This window comes from Chryseobacterium sp. MIQD13 (genome assembly GCF_050496705.1).
Classification (GTDB): domain Bacteria; phylum Bacteroidota; class Bacteroidia; order Flavobacteriales; family Weeksellaceae; genus Chryseobacterium.
This window is the reverse complement of the sequence record NZ_JBNWAF010000001.1, coordinates 304,567-322,992: the sequence shown is the minus strand read 5'-3', so window position 1 is coordinate 322,992 and position 18,426 is coordinate 304,567. Positions and strand designations below refer to the sequence as shown.

At 36.1% G+C, this 18,426-nt stretch carries 18 protein-coding genes; 7 read left to right on the top strand and 11 right to left on the bottom strand.

From position 1 onward, the window contains the following. Nucleotides 1-389: 389 nt before the first annotated feature. Both ACQWU4_RS01520 and ACQWU4_RS01515 read right to left on the bottom strand, forming a co-directional pair. Nucleotides 390-1,004, bottom strand: coding sequence for a Crp/Fnr family transcriptional regulator (locus tag ACQWU4_RS01520; protein ID WP_429933998.1), 615 nt, complete (start codon nt 1,002-1,004; stop codon nt 390-392). A gap of 278 nt (nt 1,005-1,282) precedes the next feature. Beyond that, nucleotides 1,283-2,167: a DMT family transporter gene (locus tag ACQWU4_RS01515; RefSeq protein WP_429933997.1), complete on the bottom strand. Its 885-nt coding sequence runs from the start codon at nt 2,165-2,167 to the stop codon at nt 1,283-1,285. Nucleotides 2,168-2,259: 92 nt separating this feature from the next. Between ACQWU4_RS01515 and ACQWU4_RS01510 the strand changes: the two genes are divergently transcribed. Next, nucleotides 2,260-3,672, top strand: coding sequence for a PLP-dependent aminotransferase family protein (locus ACQWU4_RS01510; RefSeq protein ID WP_429933996.1), 1,413 nt, complete (start codon nt 2,260-2,262; stop codon nt 3,670-3,672). A 2-nt stretch (nt 3,673-3,674) separates the two neighbouring features. Here the strand turns inward: ACQWU4_RS01510 and ACQWU4_RS01505 are convergent, their stop codons facing one another. From ACQWU4_RS01505 to ACQWU4_RS01485, 5 genes are all read right to left on the bottom strand, one after another. Next, nucleotides 3,675-4,268, bottom strand: a complete 594-nt coding sequence (locus tag ACQWU4_RS01505) for a Crp/Fnr family transcriptional regulator (RefSeq protein ID WP_184159821.1) — start codon at nt 4,266-4,268, stop codon at nt 3,675-3,677. Beyond that, nucleotides 4,268-4,645, bottom strand: coding sequence for a bacillithiol system redox-active protein YtxJ (gene ytxJ / locus ACQWU4_RS01500; protein WP_429933995.1), 378 nt, complete (start codon nt 4,643-4,645; stop codon nt 4,268-4,270). Before ytxJ ends, ACQWU4_RS01505 begins: the two co-directional genes overlap by 1 nt. Next, entirely contained in the window at nt 4,642-5,103 is a 462-nt protein-coding gene (locus ACQWU4_RS01495) for a DUF1569 domain-containing protein (RefSeq protein WP_429933994.1), read from the bottom strand. The genes ytxJ and ACQWU4_RS01495 overlap by 4 nt, the downstream gene beginning before the upstream one ends. Beyond that, the gene (locus ACQWU4_RS01490) at nt 5,097-5,633 is read right to left on the bottom strand and encodes a YfiT family bacillithiol transferase (RefSeq protein WP_429933993.1); all 537 of its coding nucleotides are present in this window, start codon (nt 5,631-5,633) and stop codon (nt 5,097-5,099) included. Before ACQWU4_RS01490 ends, ACQWU4_RS01495 begins: the two co-directional genes overlap by 7 nt. Nucleotides 5,634-5,842: 209 nt before the next feature. After that, nucleotides 5,843-6,985, bottom strand: coding sequence for a DEAD/DEAH box helicase (locus ACQWU4_RS01485; RefSeq protein ID WP_429933992.1), 1,143 nt, complete (start codon nt 6,983-6,985; stop codon nt 5,843-5,845). A gap of 172 nt (nt 6,986-7,157) precedes the next feature. Between ACQWU4_RS01485 and pncA the strand changes: the two genes are divergently transcribed. After that, the gene (pncA, locus tag ACQWU4_RS01480; protein WP_429933991.1) at nt 7,158-7,763 is read left to right on the top strand and encodes a bifunctional nicotinamidase/pyrazinamidase; all 606 of its coding nucleotides are present in this window, start codon (nt 7,158-7,160) and stop codon (nt 7,761-7,763) included. A gap of 132 nt (nt 7,764-7,895) precedes the next feature. On the opposite strand, the gene ACQWU4_RS01475 is transcribed toward pncA, so the two are convergent. Further along, complete coding sequence (locus ACQWU4_RS01475; protein ID WP_429933990.1) at nt 7,896-9,074, bottom strand: pseudouridine synthase; 1,179 nt, start codon at nt 9,072-9,074, stop codon at nt 7,896-7,898. A 101-nt stretch (nt 9,075-9,175) separates the two neighbouring features. Between ACQWU4_RS01475 and aroB the strand changes: the two genes are divergently transcribed. The 5 genes from aroB (at nt 9,176) to ACQWU4_RS01450 (ending at nt 14,829) form a co-directional block, all read left to right on the top strand. Continuing rightward, nucleotides 9,176-10,222: a 3-dehydroquinate synthase gene (aroB, locus tag ACQWU4_RS01470; RefSeq protein ID WP_429933989.1), complete on the top strand. Its 1,047-nt coding sequence runs from the start codon at nt 9,176-9,178 to the stop codon at nt 10,220-10,222. Nucleotides 10,223-10,501: 279 nt separating this feature from the next. Beyond that, complete coding sequence (locus tag ACQWU4_RS01465) at nt 10,502-11,128, top strand: porin family protein (protein ID WP_429933988.1); 627 nt, start codon at nt 10,502-10,504, stop codon at nt 11,126-11,128. Between the two features lie 321 nt (nt 11,129-11,449). Beyond that, nucleotides 11,450-12,142: a porin family protein gene (locus ACQWU4_RS01460; RefSeq protein WP_429933987.1), complete on the top strand. Its 693-nt coding sequence runs from the start codon at nt 11,450-11,452 to the stop codon at nt 12,140-12,142. A gap of 494 nt (nt 12,143-12,636) precedes the next feature. Continuing rightward, a complete protein-coding gene (locus tag ACQWU4_RS01455; RefSeq protein WP_429933986.1) occupies nt 12,637-13,680 on the top strand; it encodes an MBL fold metallo-hydrolase in 1,044 nt (347 codons plus the stop codon). 426 nt (nt 13,681-14,106) lie between these two features. After that, nucleotides 14,107-14,829 carry a porin family protein gene (locus tag ACQWU4_RS01450; RefSeq protein ID WP_429933985.1) on the top strand — a complete coding sequence of 241 codons (723 nt, stop codon included), beginning with the start codon at nt 14,107-14,109 and terminating at the stop codon, nt 14,827-14,829. Nucleotides 14,830-14,940: 111 nt separating this feature from the next. On the opposite strand, the gene ACQWU4_RS01445 is transcribed toward ACQWU4_RS01450, so the two are convergent. From ACQWU4_RS01445 to purC, 3 genes are all read right to left on the bottom strand, one after another. Next, nucleotides 14,941-15,888, bottom strand: a complete 948-nt coding sequence (locus ACQWU4_RS01445; protein ID WP_429933984.1) for a glycerophosphodiester phosphodiesterase family protein — start codon at nt 15,886-15,888, stop codon at nt 14,941-14,943. A 144-nt stretch (nt 15,889-16,032) separates the two neighbouring features. Further along, complete coding sequence (gene purF / locus ACQWU4_RS01440) at nt 16,033-17,532, bottom strand: amidophosphoribosyltransferase (RefSeq protein WP_429933983.1); 1,500 nt, start codon at nt 17,530-17,532, stop codon at nt 16,033-16,035. Between the two features lie 141 nt (nt 17,533-17,673). Continuing rightward, complete coding sequence (gene purC / locus ACQWU4_RS01435; protein WP_062646789.1) at nt 17,674-18,393, bottom strand: phosphoribosylaminoimidazolesuccinocarboxamide synthase; 720 nt, start codon at nt 18,391-18,393, stop codon at nt 17,674-17,676. Nucleotides 18,394-18,426: the final 33 nt, after the last annotated feature.

Sequence of the window (18,426 nt, the reverse complement as noted above, 5' to 3'; positions counted from 1 at the left end):
ATTCTTAAAGGTTATCAGTTATCGGAAATTTTTAAATATTTCTCAAAATAGTTTAATGAAGTTTTTATGTTCAGAGTTTTATAATCTTTTGGCAATCCATATATTTGAGTAACTGTGGTTTTAGCCTTGCTTTTTTTCAACATCAATTTCTTTGAACTGCTGTAATTTTCAGTATTTGTTACCGAATTCTATAAATTAATAAGAATGAGTATCACAGTACAACTGCTGTTCAAAATTGTACAGCAAATAAGTTTGAATTTATAATTTGTCTGAAAGCTAAAAGCTTTAACTGCCCTTACTGAGGTCTTAAGAATGGTGTTGAAACTCGATATCTCAAATATACGCCTGAATAACTCACTTTTTTATGATCGAGGTCATAAAAGCCTTTATTAATAAATTAGTTTTCTGTTTTCTATAGTAATATTTCCTTCTTTCTCCATTTTTTTCAGGGCCCTGATCACTGTTTCTACGCGCAATCCTAGCAGATTGGCAATCTGCTGTCTTGTAAGCTCTACATGGAAGCAGCTTCCACAGCTGTCATCATGATAACTCTTCAGATAATTCAGAAGTCCGGTGAGTCTCGAAGTAGGATTCAGAGATGCCATATTCTGCAGCATAATCGCCTTGAAATAAAGCCTTTGAGAAAGACATGCATTCATTTCCAAAGAAAGTTTAGGTTCCACTTTTATTAATTTCAGAAACTGATCCTTAGGTACTCTTATAATTTCTGAAGGTATAATGCAGGTTGCATCCATCGGATAAAACTTATCCAAAAAGAGCATTGAATCCCCAAAGCTCTGTTTCTCTCCAAAAATGTTATGGATGAGTTCTTTTCCTTCACTATCATAATTATTCAGTTTTACCTTTCCTTTTAGGATCTGGAAGTAATAAACAGCATAATCTCCTTCTCTGTATATAATCTCACCTTTTTTATATTGTTTAAGTTCTCCTCCGTATGAATACAGAACTTCTTCGTCTATATTCATGCAGCTTATTGTTTTCATAATGACTTCTTTATTTCTTATGCACTGAAATTAAATTAGAAATTTATTTACTGAATGCAAATATTGAACCCTGTTGATTATTTAAATAGTTAAATAAAGCTTAAATGATTACTAAAATACGCCACAATTATACTATTAATTAAATTTTTGTGGTAGAAATAATTTATAGATTAATATATTGGTAAAATTAATAAACAATACAAATACTCAGAATAGTAAAAGCCTGCTTTTATTAAAGCAGGCTTTCAATCTGTGATAACTATTTTTTTAGCCTTAAATTATTTCGCAAATTTTTTAGTCCCTGCCACACATAAAATAACCCCAACAGTAACACCAAGCATTCCTATACTAACCTGCTCATGAAGGAAATATGCAGCCAGTCCCAGTCCGAAAAAGGGTTGCAGCAACTGCAGCTGTCCCACTGTAGCAATACCTCCCTGTGCAAGACCTTTATACCAGAATATAAATCCAATGAACATACTGAAAAAAGAAATATAGGCCATTCCAAACCATCCCTGAAAACTAACGGTCCCAATATTATCAGGAAAATAAATAAAGAATAAAGGGATCATAATGGGCAGTGCAATTACTAAAGCCCAGGAAATTACCTGCCATCCGCCTAAAGTTTTGGATAGTTTAGCTCCTTCAGCATACCCCATTCCACACAAAATAACGGCAAGTAGCATAAGGATATCCCCTACAGGAGAAGCTGTAATTCCCTGCGCAACAGCATAGCCGATGACCAGGAGGCTTCCTGCAACCGAAAAGAACCAAAATATAGGATGCGGCCTTTCTCCTCCACGAAAAACCCCGAATACTGCAGTTGCCAAAGGCAGCATTCCCAAAAACACTATAGAATGGGCAGAGGTAAGATACTGAAGCGCCAGCGCAGACAGAAGCGGAAAACCCACTACACAGCCAAGAGAAACCAAAAGCAAGGGAATTAGCTGGCTTTTAACAGGGCGTTTTTCTTTACCGATCCATAAAACCATAAAAGCTAATATTCCTGCAACAGCGGCACGGACTATTGTTACAAAAATAGGGCTCATTTCCATTACGGCTAACTTAGTAGCAGGCAATCCGCCACTAAATAATACTACACCTATAAAACCATTAATCCATCCGCTTATATTTTCATCTTTAGATATCTGTCTTGTCATCATTTTCATTATTTTTTTGATTATTCAAAATTAGAAATCAGAAATGGATAAACACAGTCTCAGTTTTGTATATTTGCATGAGCACAGTTCAAAAAATGAGCAAAGAATTTATCTATACAGAAATTGCTGACGGAATTGCTTCCCAGATCCGCAATGGCGTACTGAAGGCAGGTGACAAACTTCCTTCCGTAAGAATGTTGTGTCAGGAACATCAGGTAAGTATGAATACAGCCAAACGTGTTTTTCTCGAGCTGGAATCACAATCTTTAATTGAATCCAAGCCACAGTCCGGCTATTTTGTAAGCAGGCTGATGTCTGTAAAACTTCCTCTTCCGGAAGTAAGCCGTCCGTCTTTAATTGCCAATAATGATGAGCCTGATGAACTGATCAGCAAGGTTTATGAGAATATGGGCAAGAAAGGACTTACCTTTTTCTCTATCGGAATTCCTTCGGGAGATCTTCTCCCACAGGCTAAATTAAAGAAAGAAATCATCAATGCAACCCGCGAATTAAGAGAAGGCGGGACAGAATATGAGGAACTTCAGGGAAATTTAAAATTAAGGAGAATGATTGCTGTCCGGTCGTTACAATGGGGTGGAAATCTCAGTGAAAATGATCTGGTTACTACAAACGGTGGTATGAATGCACTCTCCTTTTGTCTCATGGCTTTAGGGAAACCCAGTGATACCATTGCGATTGAAAGTCCCTGCTATCCAGGTATTTTACAATTGGCGAATGGTTTGGGGCTCAATGTGCTTGAACTTCCTACCCATCCAACTACAGGCATTGAAATTGAAGCTTTAAGAAAAGTAATTCCACAAATTAATCTGTGTCTGCTAATTCCTAATTTCAACTCTCCGTTAGGAAGCTGTATGCCGGATGAGAATAAAAAAGAAATTGTAAAAATACTTTCTGAAAACAATATTCCTCTGATTGAGGATGATGTATATGGTGATCTTTATTTTGGGTCCAGCCGTCCGAAATGCTGTAAATCGTTTGATAAGGACGGAAATGTACTGTATTGCAGCTCCATTTCAAAGACATTGGCTCCGGGATACCGTGTAGGATGGATTGCTCCGGGAAAATATAAAGATAAAATCATGAAGCTTAAGCTGCTCCATTCTACTTCATCTATTTCTATTGTTAATGAAGCTGTAGCCAATTTCCTCAAGTCAGGGAGATATGAAAAGCATCTCCAGCAAATGCGCAGGGCGCTTCAGAATAATTATCAGAATTATGTGCAAACCATAGCAGAATATTTTCCTGAAGGCACAAAAACAAGCCGCCCGCAAGGAGGTCTTTCTCTTTGGGTAGAATTCGATAAAAATATCCGCACAACTGAACTTTATGATCTGGCTATTAAACAGAACATTAGCATTGCTCCCGGCAGAATGTTTTCCCTTCAGAATCAGTTTGAAAACTGCATGCGTTTATGTATTGGACTGCCATGGACGGAAGAAACCAGATTATGCCTGCAGCAGGTCGGAAATCTTGCGAAAAAGATCTGATATTATCTGTCTGGAACAAAGTTTTTTCTGGCCAGTTCCTTTCTTACCCTGCTTAAACTTTCAGGGGTGATACCAAGATAGGAAGCAATCATCCATTGTGGCACTCTGAGAAGAAGATCAGGATACATTTTAATGAATTTCATGTATCTTTCTTCTGCAGTTTCGCCCAGTAAAGAATTGATCCTGTTCTGAAGGCTTCTGATGTGCTTTTGCAGAAGGAAATCACTTCTTTCTATACTGTTCGGGAACTGTTCTACAAGTTTGTTGAAGAAGTCGGGATGAAGAAACAGGACTTCCGTATCTTCTACGGCTTCAATATAGTAAATGGATTTTTCGTTAAAATAAAGACTGCTTCGGTCGGAAATCAGCCAGCTTTCGGGAGCAAACTGAATAATATGTTCTTTTCCGTTCTTGTCTATGGAGTACATTTTAAGCAACCCTTTTTCCACAAAGAATATATGCCTGCAGATTTCACCATACTGTAAAAGAAACTGATTTTTAGGAATTTTCTTTACCTCATAGTGTAAACTGCACATGTTCACTTTTTCTATAGGAACATTTAATACTTTGGCTAAATAAGTGTTTATATTCTTCATTATGCAATCTGGCTTGTGGATATGTCTTCATGTGATGCACTGTTGATGACCTTCCCATCTTCAATTACGATCAACTGCGGGCTTTCATGCCTGATTCCTAGATCTTCAGATATTTTATTTGAAACCAGTCTATGTTCCAGCAAATCTAGGTAATATAACTCTACTTTATTATCTAAATTATCTATTTCTTTCTCAAAATTTTTCAATACAGTTTTGCTGATGAAGCATCGCGTTGAATGTTTGAATATAGCAATTCTATGGTGATGGGAGTTTTCAATTGCATTGGCCAGATCTCCCACAGTTTCCAATTTTTTCCAGAAAGATTTATGATCAGGGGCCGCCTCTTTACCTCCGAATATTTTATCAAAAAAACTCATACGTTAAATTGTTTTAAATGGTGATCAAGATGCTTGTATTCTAAAAATCCCCAATCTTTTTCATTCATTTTCCCGAATAATCTGTGACAGCCCGGAAGATCTTTATTTTCAGATGCTGTCCGGAAATCTTTCAGTGTATTCAGAAGATTGGTTTTTGATACATCAAAATCACACCCAAAATTAACGATTAGTTTTTGAAAAGTAGGCATGTTTCGGGGAATTCCGTTATTAAAAATCTGCATTTCTATTTTGGTTACCACTCCTATGGTTTCAAAAAAGATATTAATCCTAGGAAGTTCAACCTTCCTTAAAGCTACCTTAAGAACAAGATCACAGTGTGTTAACATCTGGGAAGCATTCATTTTCCCCCATCTTCGCGGAGTATTTTCATTAAGCAAAGAAATTCTGTGAATAATTTCCTCAAAATAAATCGGATTGTGCAGACTTTTCTTTACCACCCCTTTTCCCTCTTCAGATTTTCGATGTGAGCAAAATGATGATTACAATGCCAGACATACAGAGCAAGATAGTTTCTCAGATCATAATCCTGGTTTTGTTCAGGATGATGGTAAGTTCTCTCGAACTGTTTATTTGTAAGGGTCTTAAGCAGAGCAGCCCATCTCTGATGCGTTCCTTTTATCATTCTCATCGCAGGCTTTATCGGCATATTTACACTGTCCTGAAGCTCTGCCCATTTGGCTTCATCATAAGGTCTTATGGTAGGATTATCCTCTGTTAAGGCTAATTTAAGACGGATAAAACTGTTAATGTGGCTGTCAGCAATATGATTAATAAGCTGCCGAACAGTCCAGCCACCTTCCCTGTAAGGAGTATCCAATTGATCATCAGAAAAGTCTTCTACTAAGTTTTTAAGCTTGTCAGGAAAGTTTTTGATGACTTTAATATACTCATCAAGCTTGATATCACAGATATTTTCAGGCTGCTGGTATTCACCTATGGGAAATCTCTTCTGTTCTAAATTGCTCATTCTATTAATTTTAAATTTTAACGTCACAGTTTTGTCCGGTCATTAATTTTTGGACAGTTTTTTTATAATGGTCGTGTAAATTTATCAAAAATTCAAGAATCTAAAATGAAGAAAGCGTTAATTGTATTGGTTGCAGTTTACAAAACAGAATGTCTTCACCGAATAAAAAAGCTTCAATTCTATTAAATTGAAGCTTTTTTATTCTGATATTAATAACCATGCAGATCAATACCTTCTGTTCTTTGTAAAGTTATTTTCCTGCCCATTTTCTTTTGAATAACCCTGAAATGCTGTAATTCAGCATCCGTCAGAATACTGATGGCAGTTCCTTTTTCGTTGGCTCGTCCAGTTCTGCCAATACGGTGAATGTAATCCAGAGGTGAGCGTGGCAGTTCGTAGTTGATAACACACGGTAAAGATTCAATGTGGATACCACGGCCAATTAAGTCTGTAGCTACTAAAATCTGTGCTCCATTTACTTTGAATTCTTCCAGATTATTTCTACGGGCACCTTGCGATTTCTGGCTATGAATAGCTACTGCTTTAATTTTATTCTTTTTAAGCTTTTCCACTAAATTATCTGCAGATCTTGTAGAGGAAACAAAAATTAAAGCTTTTTCAACTTTCTTTTCTTTAATCAAATAACGCAGAAAAGGCCCTTTATTTTCAGGAGAAACATGATAAGCCAATTGCTCAATATTATCAATCTCAACTTCTTCCTTTTTGATCTCAATGATTACAGGATTAATAGATAAACGCTCCTTCATTTCAGAAACTTTATCATTTAAAGTTGCAGAAAACAAAGTGGTTTGTTTCACTACAGGCATCATCGCGAAAAGTTTGTTCATTTCTTCGCCAAAACCCAGCTGAAACATTTTATCCGCTTCATCAATTACCAAATGCTGAATTCCTGAAATACTTAACGCATTATGGTCAATCAAATCCAATAAACGGCCGGGTGTTGCAATAAGAACTTCTACCCCGAACATTCCTTTCATCTGCGGATTGATAGAGACCCCGCCATAAACTGCCATCGTACGTATCTCTCGTTTCAGGTTTTCTGTAAAAGCTCTGAAAACTTCATCAATCTGAATGGCTAATTCACGGGTAGGAACCAATATTAAAACCTGTACATTACGATCTTTCTTAACTTCTGAATTCTGCAGTTTTTCTAAAATCGGCATCACAAAACATGCTGTTTTCCCGGAACCTGTCTGGGCAATTCCCATCAGGTCTTTTCCCTGTAAAATAACCGGGACGGCCTGCTCCTGTATTGGAAATGGCTTCAGATAACCCAATTTGTTTACAGAACGAATGATATTGTGTGATAATCCTAGAGATTCAAATGACATAAATATTTATTTGCTGCAAAGATAAGCTATTGATATTTGGTTTATATCCTGAAACAGATAGTCTTTAAACAAAGACTGATACTAATTTCAAAAAAATTATGGCCGATTTGTCCGATAATTCAGTTTTGGACGGTTTTTTGAGTATTTTTATCAAAATTCGAGAAATCTAAATATGAAAAAAGCGTTAATAATCGTAGATGTACAGAATGATTTCTGTGAAGGCGGCGCATTAGCAGTTCCGGAAGCCAACGAAATTATTCCTTACATCAATGTTTTGATGGAGGAAAATGAATACGACCAGATTGTCCTTACTCAGGATTGGCATCCCGCTGACCATAAAAGTTTTGCCAGCAACAATAACAGAAAAGTAGGTGAAAGTATTATCCTGAACGGTGTTCCTCAGTTTATGTGGCCGGATCACTGTATTCAGGGAACGTTCGGAGCAGAATTCCATAAGGATCTGAACAGGGATAAAGTAACCCATATTATCCAAAAAGGGAAGAATACAGAAATTGACAGCTATAGCGGATTTCAGGATAATAACCATTTTATGAAAACAGGTCTGGATGATTTCCTTAAATATCATGACATCCAGTTAGTTGAAATTGTGGGACTTGCAATGGATTACTGTGTTAAATTTACAGCTCAGGATGCTGTGGCAAACGGATATATCACATGTCTTCATTTCAACGGAACAAAAGCTGTTAATGTAAAACCGGACAATGGCAGAGATGCTATTTATGAAATGCTCCAGAAAGGAGTTACGGTTTTAGGATAGTTTCCGGTAAATGAATTGACGCAATCAATTGTTTCAACTTATATTCATATAAAAAGGCGCAGAAATTTTATTTCCGCGCCTTTAATTTTATAGCTTCATAAAGATAAGTTCAGTTTTCAGAACTATCATTACTTACTGAAGCATTTTAAGATTATTCACTTCCAGTTCTGTAAGGATTCTCCAGTGTCCACGTTTGATGTTTTTCTTTGTAAGGCCTGCAAACATCACTCTGTCTAAAGCTTCCACCTCATATCCAAGTCTTTGGAAAATTCTTCTGATCACACGGTTCCATCCGATATGAATTTCAATCCCGATTTCATTTTTAGGCTTCCCTTCAATGAAAGAGATCTGATCTACTACTGCTACTCCTTCATCAAGACGGATACCTTCAACAATCAGTTTCATATCTTCATGGGTAAGCTTTTTGTCCAAAGTTACATGATAGATTTTTTTAGCATCGAAAGAAGGGTGCGTAAGTTTTTTCGTCATATGCCCGTCATTCGTTAGAAGAATAACTCCGGTAGTAGAACGGTCCAGCCTTCCTACAGGGAATAAACGATAAGGAGATGCATTGGCAACAAGATCCATTACGGTTTTTCTTGCTTTATCATCTTTAGTTGTAGAAATATATCCTTTAGGTTTATTTAAAAGTACATATACAGGTTTTTCCGGTGTAATACCCTGTCCGTCAAAGACTACCTTATCAGTCTTCTGAACCTGATATCCCATTTCAGTTACCACCTGTCCGTTTACTTCTACCAGTCCTTGTGTGATCAGTTCATCAGCCTCTCTTCTGCTGCAGATCCCGGAATTGGCAATATATTTATTAAGACGGATAGTGTCTTTATGAACATCTTTTTCAATCTTGTTCAGCCTTCTTTTCTGTACGAAAGATCTTGCCTTATCATCATTCTTGTCATCTCCGTTGGATGGTCTTCTTCCGTATTTCAGGCTGCCTCTTTCATACTTGTCTCTGGTATCAAAGCTTTTTCCACCTCTTTTTGGAGCCGGTTTGCCAAAAGTCTTTTTCTCACGTCCTTCGCTTGAATTGGTGATATAAGCTCTGCTTTCAGTTCTATCCGCAGAATCTTCATCTCTGCCGGCAGAACTTCTTTTAAAAGATTTCGGTTCAAACTTTGAATTATTTCCCTTATTGTCAAAATTTCTTTCACCAGCTTTCGGGAAAGATTTTTTAAAAGGTTTTGATCCTGAAGAATTTCCAGATCTAGAAGCACGAGAATCATCAGAAGTTTTTCTGGTTGAAGTTCTTGGTCTTTTTGGCCTTTCTGAATTATTGTTATCTCTGCTCATTCTAAAAATTTCTGCAAAGATAGTAATTTAGTTACGAGTTAAAAATTAAGAATCATAACTTTGCAGAATAGTTTTATTTTAATTTTAAAGAAACTCCAATAATGATAACAATATTAAACGATGATTTTTCTCAATTAAATAACTTCCTTCACGAAAAATCTTTCAGCAAGATTTTTATTTTGGTTGATGAAAACACCCATGAATATTGTCTTCCTGTTCTCTTAGGCAATATGGAGACAGACTTAGGCTTTGAAATTTTAGAAGTTGAGGCAGGGGAAGAAATGAAAAACATCCAGACAGCCAACCAGCTTTGGGAGATTCTTACCGAAATGCAGGCAGACAGAAAAGCCCTTGTCATCAATCTTGGCGGCGGTGTGATCACGGATATGGGCGGTTTTGTAGCATCTACCTACAAACGAGGAGTTCAGTTTATCAATATCCCAACCACCCTTCTATCGATGTGTGATGCTTCTATCGGAGGAAAAACAGGGATAGATCTTATGCATTATAAAAATATGGTGGGAACTTTTGCCTTCCCTGAACAGATCTTTATTTATCCTAAATTTCTCGAAACACTTCCTTTTAAAGAATTAAGAAGTGGTTTTGCCGAAATGCTGAAACACGGCCTCATTGCAGACAAGGCTCATTGGGAAAGTCTTATTCAGATTCATAAACTTGATGTGGAAGCGGTAGTCCCGCATATTCAGACTTCAATGGATATCAAACAGGATGTAGTGGAAAAAGATTTTCATGAAAGAAACATCAGAAAAACCCTGAATTTCGGGCACACAATTGGACATTCCGTAGAAAGCCTGTGCCTTAGCCAGGGAAACCCTATTCTTCACGGTGAAGCTGTTGCCATGGGAATGATCTGTGAAGCTCATCTGGCTTATCTTGAAGATCTTATCTCCGAACAGGATGCTGCCGGAATTATTGAAAACATTCAGAGGTACTACCCTTACCTTGATATAAATGATTTTACCGATGAAAGTATTACTGCTCTTTTAATGAATGACAAAAAGAATACGGACAGTAAAATCAATTTCTCACTCCTTTCCGGAATAGGCTCATGTACTTATGATCATCAATGCAGTCAGGAAAACATTTTAAAGTCTCTGGATTTTTATAGAAAACTAAATAATGCGTAATTTATTTATGTAAAAGTCTCTTTTCTATCTATAATTTTAACAAGATGATAATTTAGATTATTTCTAAACAAACGTTTAATAGTTTTATCAATTAACTAAAAATCAATAAATTACTAAAAAGCAGCTTATTATTTAAGTTGCTTTTTTTACTGACTTTTATCATGTGTTTTGTCTTTGGCAAGCAATTTGAAAGATAATCTGCGTCAAACTCAGTAGTAAAAGTTTGGCGGTAGTAAAATTTAAAATTAGAAATAGTAAAATATTAAAAAAATTAAAGTTATGAAAAAGTTAATTTTAGGATTAGCAGTAACTGCAAGTTCACTGGCATTCGCTCAAAAGACTACATCTTCTTCTAACCCGGTAACATTTGGTGTAAAAGGTGGAATGAACGTATCTTCTCTTTCTAAAGACGAAGGTTTAGATGATCAAAAATCTAAAATCGGTTTCAACGCAGGTGTATTTGCTAATATTCCGGTAGCGGAATCATTCAGTGTTCAACCTGAATTATTGTACTCTCAGTATGGTGCTAAATCAGAATATACTGGATTTGGAAGCAAATTTTCATCTTCTACTAAATTAGATTATATCACAGTACCGGTAATGCTCCAGTATAACCTGATCCCTAATCTTTATGTAGAAGCAGGTCCTGAATTCGGATTTATGGTGAGTGCAAAAAACAAAATCAAAAACGAGAACAACGGAGATTCTACCACTTCTGATAACTACAAAGATGATTTAAAAACTTTCAACTTTGGTATCGGTCTTGGTGCAGGTTACTACTTCACTCCAAACTTTGGAATTACAGCTAGATATGTTGCTGGTTTAACAGATACTTTTAAAGATAATTCTGGAGATGCAATTAGAAACAACGTATTCCAGGTAGGATTAGCTTATAAATTCAAATAGTAAGCTTCAACATTCAGAAAACAAATTTTATATTCAATAAGAAAGCCGGATTATTTATTTAATTCGGTTTTTTTTATTATCTAATCGTTAACTGAGCATTTTTGGCAAGGAGTTTGCCTATATAAAATCAGCTGTAAAACTTAACATTTTAATTAATGTTTACAGCAAAAGTTTCTTCATATATAAATTGATTTCAATAGAAAAGGTCAGGTTTATTCATTTAAGCCTGACCTTTTCGCCTTAATCATGACTTTTATCACTTTATTCTCTTTGGCGGGAATTTTGCTGCGCTGTGAAAGACAAGTTTAAACTTTAAAAATCATGAAAAAACTAATTTTAGGATTGGCATTTGCAGGAAGCTTTTTTGCTAATGCACAAGAAAAAACCAAATCTTCTTCTCCGGTAACATTCGGAGTTAAAGCAGGATTAAATGCATCTACTTTGACTCAATCAGATGATAGCTACGATTACAATAGTAATGAGAAAATGAAGGCAGGTTTTCATGCAGGAGTATTTGCCAACATTCCGGTTGCTGAGAAATTCAGTATTCAGCCTGAGCTTCTTTTCAGCCAGCTGGGTTCAAAACTAACAGACAGATACAGTTATTATTCCGGGTCTTATGGATTTACCCAGGAATATGATTATAAATTGACTTTAAATTATATTACCCTTCCGGTAATGGTACAGTATAATATCCTTCCTCAGCTATATGTAGAAGCAGGTCCTGAATTCGGGCTATTATTGAGTGGTAAATCAAAAGGAGACGAAACTTATACAGAGATATCAGGAAATTCAATATCCACAACTCATGAAAGTTTCTCAAATAAGGTTCCTATGGAACTGTACAACAAATTCAATTTTGGGATCGGTATCGGGGCCGGATATTACTTTACCCAGAATCTTGCAGCAACAGCAAGGTTTACAGCAGGTATAACGAATATTTTTAAACCCAATGAAGGAGATGCCGTTAGAAATAATGCATTTCAGGTTGGTATAGCTTACAAATTCAAATAATATTATATATATTTTCAAAGCGGATGCCGGGCTCTTCATGAGCCCGGTATTTTTATTGCCAAAAAGGATCTGAATAAAAAGTCAGGTAAATTTCCTTCTAAAGAATTACCCAATTAGTTTATTAAATTATTGGCTATATTTAATCCAAAACTGGAAACCGCTGCCTCTTATTGGAAAATAACAAAAAGGGTAAACAGTGAAAAAGCAATATGATTACGGGATAAAAAACCTATTCTGTCAAAAAATCTGGTTTAGGTGCTGTAAACAATTTATAATGATGAATTTAATAAAATAAAAACGATGAAAATAATAATGATCAATGTCACAAAACTGACTGATGAAAACGGACATTCTGATTTAATATATACTATTCAGGAAGTAAAAGATATAAAATTACAGACGAAGCTATGAAACGGTTTTTAAAAATACTCAAACGAACACTCATCGTTTTGTTATGTATAATGGCAATCTTCACCATTATCACCTACTTTTATATGAAACAGCCCCAGTTCGGAGCATTACCTGAAGGTAAAAGACTGGAAATGGTAAAAAAATCGCCTCATTACAAAAATGGAAAATTTAGAAATTTTATAGAGAAACCAACTATTTCTGATGGTTACAGCTTTACAGGAGAAATCTGGAAAGCCCTGACAAAAAAATACCCGCATACAGAACCTGTAGATGTACTGCCATCAATAAAAACAAACCTGAAAACAATCCCTGCAGATCGCAATGTTATTGTATGGTTTGGGCATTCTTCTTTCTTTTTACAGCTGGATGGTGTGAAAATTCTGGTAGATCCCATTTTCAGCGGAAATGCATCACCATTACCTGGAAGCGTAAAAGCTTACAAAGGCAGCGATATTTATACAGCAGCTGATATGCCTGAGATAGATTATATGCTCCTTTCGCACGACCATTATGATCATCTGGATTATGAAACAGTAAAAGCATTACAGCCTAAAGTAAAGCATGTGATATGTGGTCTCGGAGCAGGTGCTCATTATGAAAAATGGGGTTATAGCCCTCAGCAGATCGTGGAAAAAGACTGGGGTGATAAAACACAGATAAAACCTGGCTTTGCCATCTATGCCGAAAGCACACACCATGATGGAGGAAGAAATTTCACAAGCTCGCAGGCTTTGTGGCTGTCATTTTTCATTCAGTCTCCAACTATGAATATTTATTACAGCGGAGATGGAGGTTATACCGACCGTTTCAAAAAAATTGCAGAAAAATATCCATCTGTTGACTGGGCTATTATGGAATGCGGACAATACAATAAAGCATGGCAGTCTGTACATGAACTGCCTGAAGAAGTAGCTTTGGCAGCCACGGAACTAAAAGCTAAAAATTTATTGCCTGTTCACCATTCCAAGTTCACTTTAGCCAAGCATCCATGGGATGAACCGCTGAAGCAAATTACAGCATTATCAAAAGCAAAACCTTACCGGCTTGCAACACCAATGATAGGAGAACTGGTAGATTTGAATGACAGTTCACAAGTGTTCAAACAATGGTGGAAAGATGTAAAATAACAGACAATGAATAGTCCTGCATTTATTTTTAAATTGATTCAGGATTTAAAGGTTCTTCATCTTTCTTTGGAATCACAGCAAGAAAATATCAGATAAATGAAGTTAGTTTACCGGAATATTCTTTCTTGAATCTCATTAAAAGCATTAATCCTCTCAATATTTTTTATGATATATTTTCAGGTTTTGGCATTCCATTAATCATTAACATAAAGTTTATTTAAGTTTAAAATTATTTAAAAAACAGGATTTTCATAATATAAATTTTCATAAAAAACAGTTAAAAGCACCAATAAAGCAATCCCTAAAACCGTCGGTAACACCCTTCATACAAGGCTTTTCCAACTTTGGCAAGCATTTTGCAAAATAAATCAAGTCTGATTGAAAAATCAGATGAGAAGTAAAATAGTAAAATTAAAAAATAAAATTATGAAGAAGTTATTTCTAGGGTTGGCAGTTGCTGCTGGCATGATGACGTTTGCTCAGGAAACACAAACACAAGAAACGAAAACAGTAAACCCTGAACCAATCAAAAAAGAAAAACAACCAATCAGATTCGGTATTAAGGCAGGAGGAAACTCTTCTTACTTCAGTGAGCAGAAATTAAGCCTTAATAACCAGAAAATCGGATTCCATGCCGGAGTTTTAGTTAATATTCCACTTTCTCAGAAATTCAGTTTGCAGCCGGAGGTTTTATATAACCAATTAGGGGCAAAAAGTGTGATCTCCTCTACTGATGTAACAACTGGTGATACCAACATCAAGACAAAGAGTGACTACAAAACTACCATGAACTATATTTCGGTTCCTTTGATGGTACAGATGAGACCTACAGAGAAGTTTTATATAGAAGCAGGACCTGAGTTCAGTTATTTCATTAATGGAAAAAATTCTGGAAACAGTACTATTTCTACAACAACAGGAGGTGTTACAACAACCCAGTCTGTATCTAATTCTGAGGATATTAATAAGGATACTGTTAATAAGTTTAATTTAGGGCTAGGTTTGGGTCTTGGGTATGATATTACTCAAAATATCGGGATCAATGCAAGATATATCAACAGTCTTACGGATATGAGAAACCAAAAGCCTGAAGGTACTGAACCATTGAACCACAGAGCATTTCAGCTAGGTCTGAATTACAAATTCTAATCAGATACAACCAATTTTTTAACCCCAAAATGCAGATTACTGCATTATATAAAATAGCCGGAGGATTTTCTTCCGGCTATTTCATTTAATTAAAGAAAATAATATAAAGCCTTATTCGAATATTCGCGGATCATCGCTAATGACTCCATCTATTCCCATATCCTGTAATTCTTTTAATCTTTCTTTGGTATTGACGGTCCATGGTATCACTTTCATCCCCAATGCATGGCATTCTTTTATAAGTTCTGAAGTAACAAGGGTATGCTCCGGACTGTAAATAGTTGGGGTGAAACTTAGAAATCTCATATCTCCTTTTACTCCATTCAGGTGATCAGGATACTGTCTGAATTTCTCTGCAGGTATATTTTCGAAGTGACTCCGTTGCTGGGCCAGTTTCTTGTCATCAACTCTTTCTACCAGCAAAGCAGTCATTATTTCAGGATATTCTTTATGAATAATCTCCAGGGTTCTGGGATCAAATGACTGGATAATTACCCGCTTCTGAATTCCTTTTTCTACAATGATCTTCATCATCAGATCTACAAATTCTTTTGGCTCCGGATGAAATATATAATCGGAGAACGGGCGTGTTTTGGTTTCTATATTATAGAAAGGTAAAGGCCTTTTCAGTTCACGGGCATAAGTTTCACATACATCTATTACGTCTGAGAAAAGAGGTTTCTGAACCTTCATCTTCTTCTGATCAGGATAATTGTTAAGTTTCTTTAAACCTACATCAAATGTCCGGATTTTTGCATAAGGCATATCATAGATTTTATAGTAAAAACCGGAATCTTTCGGAATATAGGTTCCATCGGGTTTTGTTACTAATTCAGGGGAAAGAAAAGCATCATGGGAAAGAATTACTTTTTTGTCTTTCGTGATGGCCAGATCCATTTCCAATGTCGTAACACCCATTTTCAGGGCATTTTTCATTGCCGGAATGGTATTTTCCGGGTACAAAGATTTTCCTCCGCGGTGCGCCTGCTTATCGAAAGACTGAGAGAAATATAACTGAGTAAATACCAGAAAAACTCCTGCTAAAAATACTTTTTTCATATCCTGAATTTAATTTAACAAAAATAAAGTTTGCCCTTCTATTGTATAATACAGGAATATTAAGCTTTTGATACATTTATAAAAACAAAAAGAGCCAGGCATTATAACCCGGCTTCTTTATTTTTATTTCAAATCAATAAAATACTAATTGAATAATTCTACCTCCTCTCCTTTTCCTACAGGATATTCTTCTGTAAAGCATCCGAAACAGTGGTTGGAAGATCCTAAAATCTCTTTCAGGTTATCTGTGCTTAAGAATTCTAATGAATCTACCCCCAGATAATTTCTAAGTTCCTCAGTAGTCATGTTGGCTGAAATCAGATCATCCTTTGAAGGCGTATCTATTCCTAAATAGCATGGTGCAATAATAGGTGGAGAAACGCTTCTGAAGTGGATCTCTTTTACACCTGCATCTTTCAGTATTTTTACCAGTCTTTTGGAAGTAGTTCCTCTTACGATAGAATCGTCAATGATCACTACTCTTTTATCCTTGATTTCAGAAATGATCGGGTTAAGCTTAAGATTAACTACTCTTTCTCTCATTTCCTGCGTAGGAACAATGAAACTTCTTCCGATGTATCTGTTTTTGATCAGAACCGGACGGAAAGGTATTCCTGAAGCTTTAGAGAAGCCTATGGCAGCCGGAACTCCTGAATCAGGAACTCCAATTACAACATCAGCATCTACAGGCGCCTGTTCCCAGATCTTTTCGCCGGATTTCTCCCTGATTTCATATACATTGATATTTTCCAAAGTAGAGTCCGGTCTTGCAAAGTAAATGTATTCAAAAGAGCATATTCTTTGTTTTCCTTTTTCTTCGTTTACCATATAGGAATGAAGTTTTCCCGGCTCATTTTCATTGGTATAAATAATTTCTCCCGGAAGGATATCACGAACATACTGAGCTCCCACAGCATCCAGTGCAACAGATTCAGAAGCTACAACGTACGTTTTTTCGTCAACAGCTCCTAAAACCAAAGGACGGATTCCGTTGAAATCCCTGAAGGCAAAGAATTTATTTCTCGTCATTCCCACTACGGAATAAGCGCCTTCAATTTTCTCCATGGTTGCTTTAATCGCTCCACGAAGCCCTAAATCAAGATTTTTCTGGATTAATCTTAAAATAACCTCAGAATCGGAAGTTGCTCTGAAAACTACGCCCTCAGCTTCCAATTCATTTTTTAATTCTCTGGCATTGGTAAGGTTACCGTTATGCGCTATAGAAAGTATAATCTGGTCATATTCGTTTTTCGCGAAAAACGGCTGGAAATTATACTTCTTTTTGTCTCCTGCAGTGGTATAACGGGTATGACCGATTGCAGAATTTCCCATAAAAGTCTCAGGTTCCTGAATTTCTTTATAAACGTCCAAAACCAGTCCTTCATCTTTCATATTGGTAATTTTTCCATCTTTTAAAACGGAAATACCGCAGGCTTCCTGTCCTCTGTGCTGAAGAGCAAAAAGTCCGAACTGTGAAAGGGAAAACGTATCCAGATCATTATCAGAATACAATCCGAAGATCCCGCACTCCTCATTGGGAGCATCCAGTCTTTCTTCTTCCTGCGTTCTGAAAAGATTCCTTCCGTAGGTCTGGTCTTTAAACTGTTTTAAATATTCACTTTTATGAATGTCTAAACTTTTCATTTCTATTTTTTCTATTCTAGATCTAAGAAGTCAGATTTCAGATTTTTAGACCAAAAACTAACTTCCAATTTTAATTTTGTTTTGCTAACAAATCATTCTCCAGTGCTGAAAATCAGGCATCTGATGTCTGACATCTGAAATTTACTTATTCAGTAAAGTTTTCAGTCTGTTATAGATCTCAACATACGCCTCGGTAACTTCTCCAAGATCTCTTCTGAATCTGTCTTTATCCAGTTTCTTCATTGTATCTTTATCCCAAAGTCTGCAAGTGTCAGGAGAGATTTCGTCTGCAAGGATGATCTCGCCATCAGCAGTTTTTCCTAATTCAATTTTGAAATCAACCAGGATGATGTTCATTTTATCAAAAAGATCGATCAGGATTTCGTTGATATCAGAAGTAAGCTCATACATTTCGTCAAGCTCTTCATAAGTTGCAGCTCCTAAGAAAACAGCATGGTGATCATTGATAAGCGGATCTCCCAATTCGTCTTTTTTGTAGCAGATATCGAAGATCGTAACAGGAGATTTAATTCCTTCCTCTACTCCTAATCTTTGAGCCATGCTTCCTGCAGAGTAGTTTCTTACTACCATTTCCAATGGAATGATAGACACTTTTTTTACCAGCTGCTCTCTTTCGTTCAATTGTTTAATGAAATGAGTTTTAACCCCTTTTTCATTTAAGTATTCAAAAATAAGAGTGGTGATTGCATTGTTCATTTCACCTTTAAGATCCACAGATCCTCTTTTCTGAGCATTAAATGCTGTAGCGTCGTCTTTAAAACGTACCACTACTTCATTAGGATTATCGGTAGCAAATACCTGTTTTGCTTTACCTTCGTACAACATTTCTTTCTTTTCCATTTCTAAATTCGTATTAGTTAGATTTATTTTATA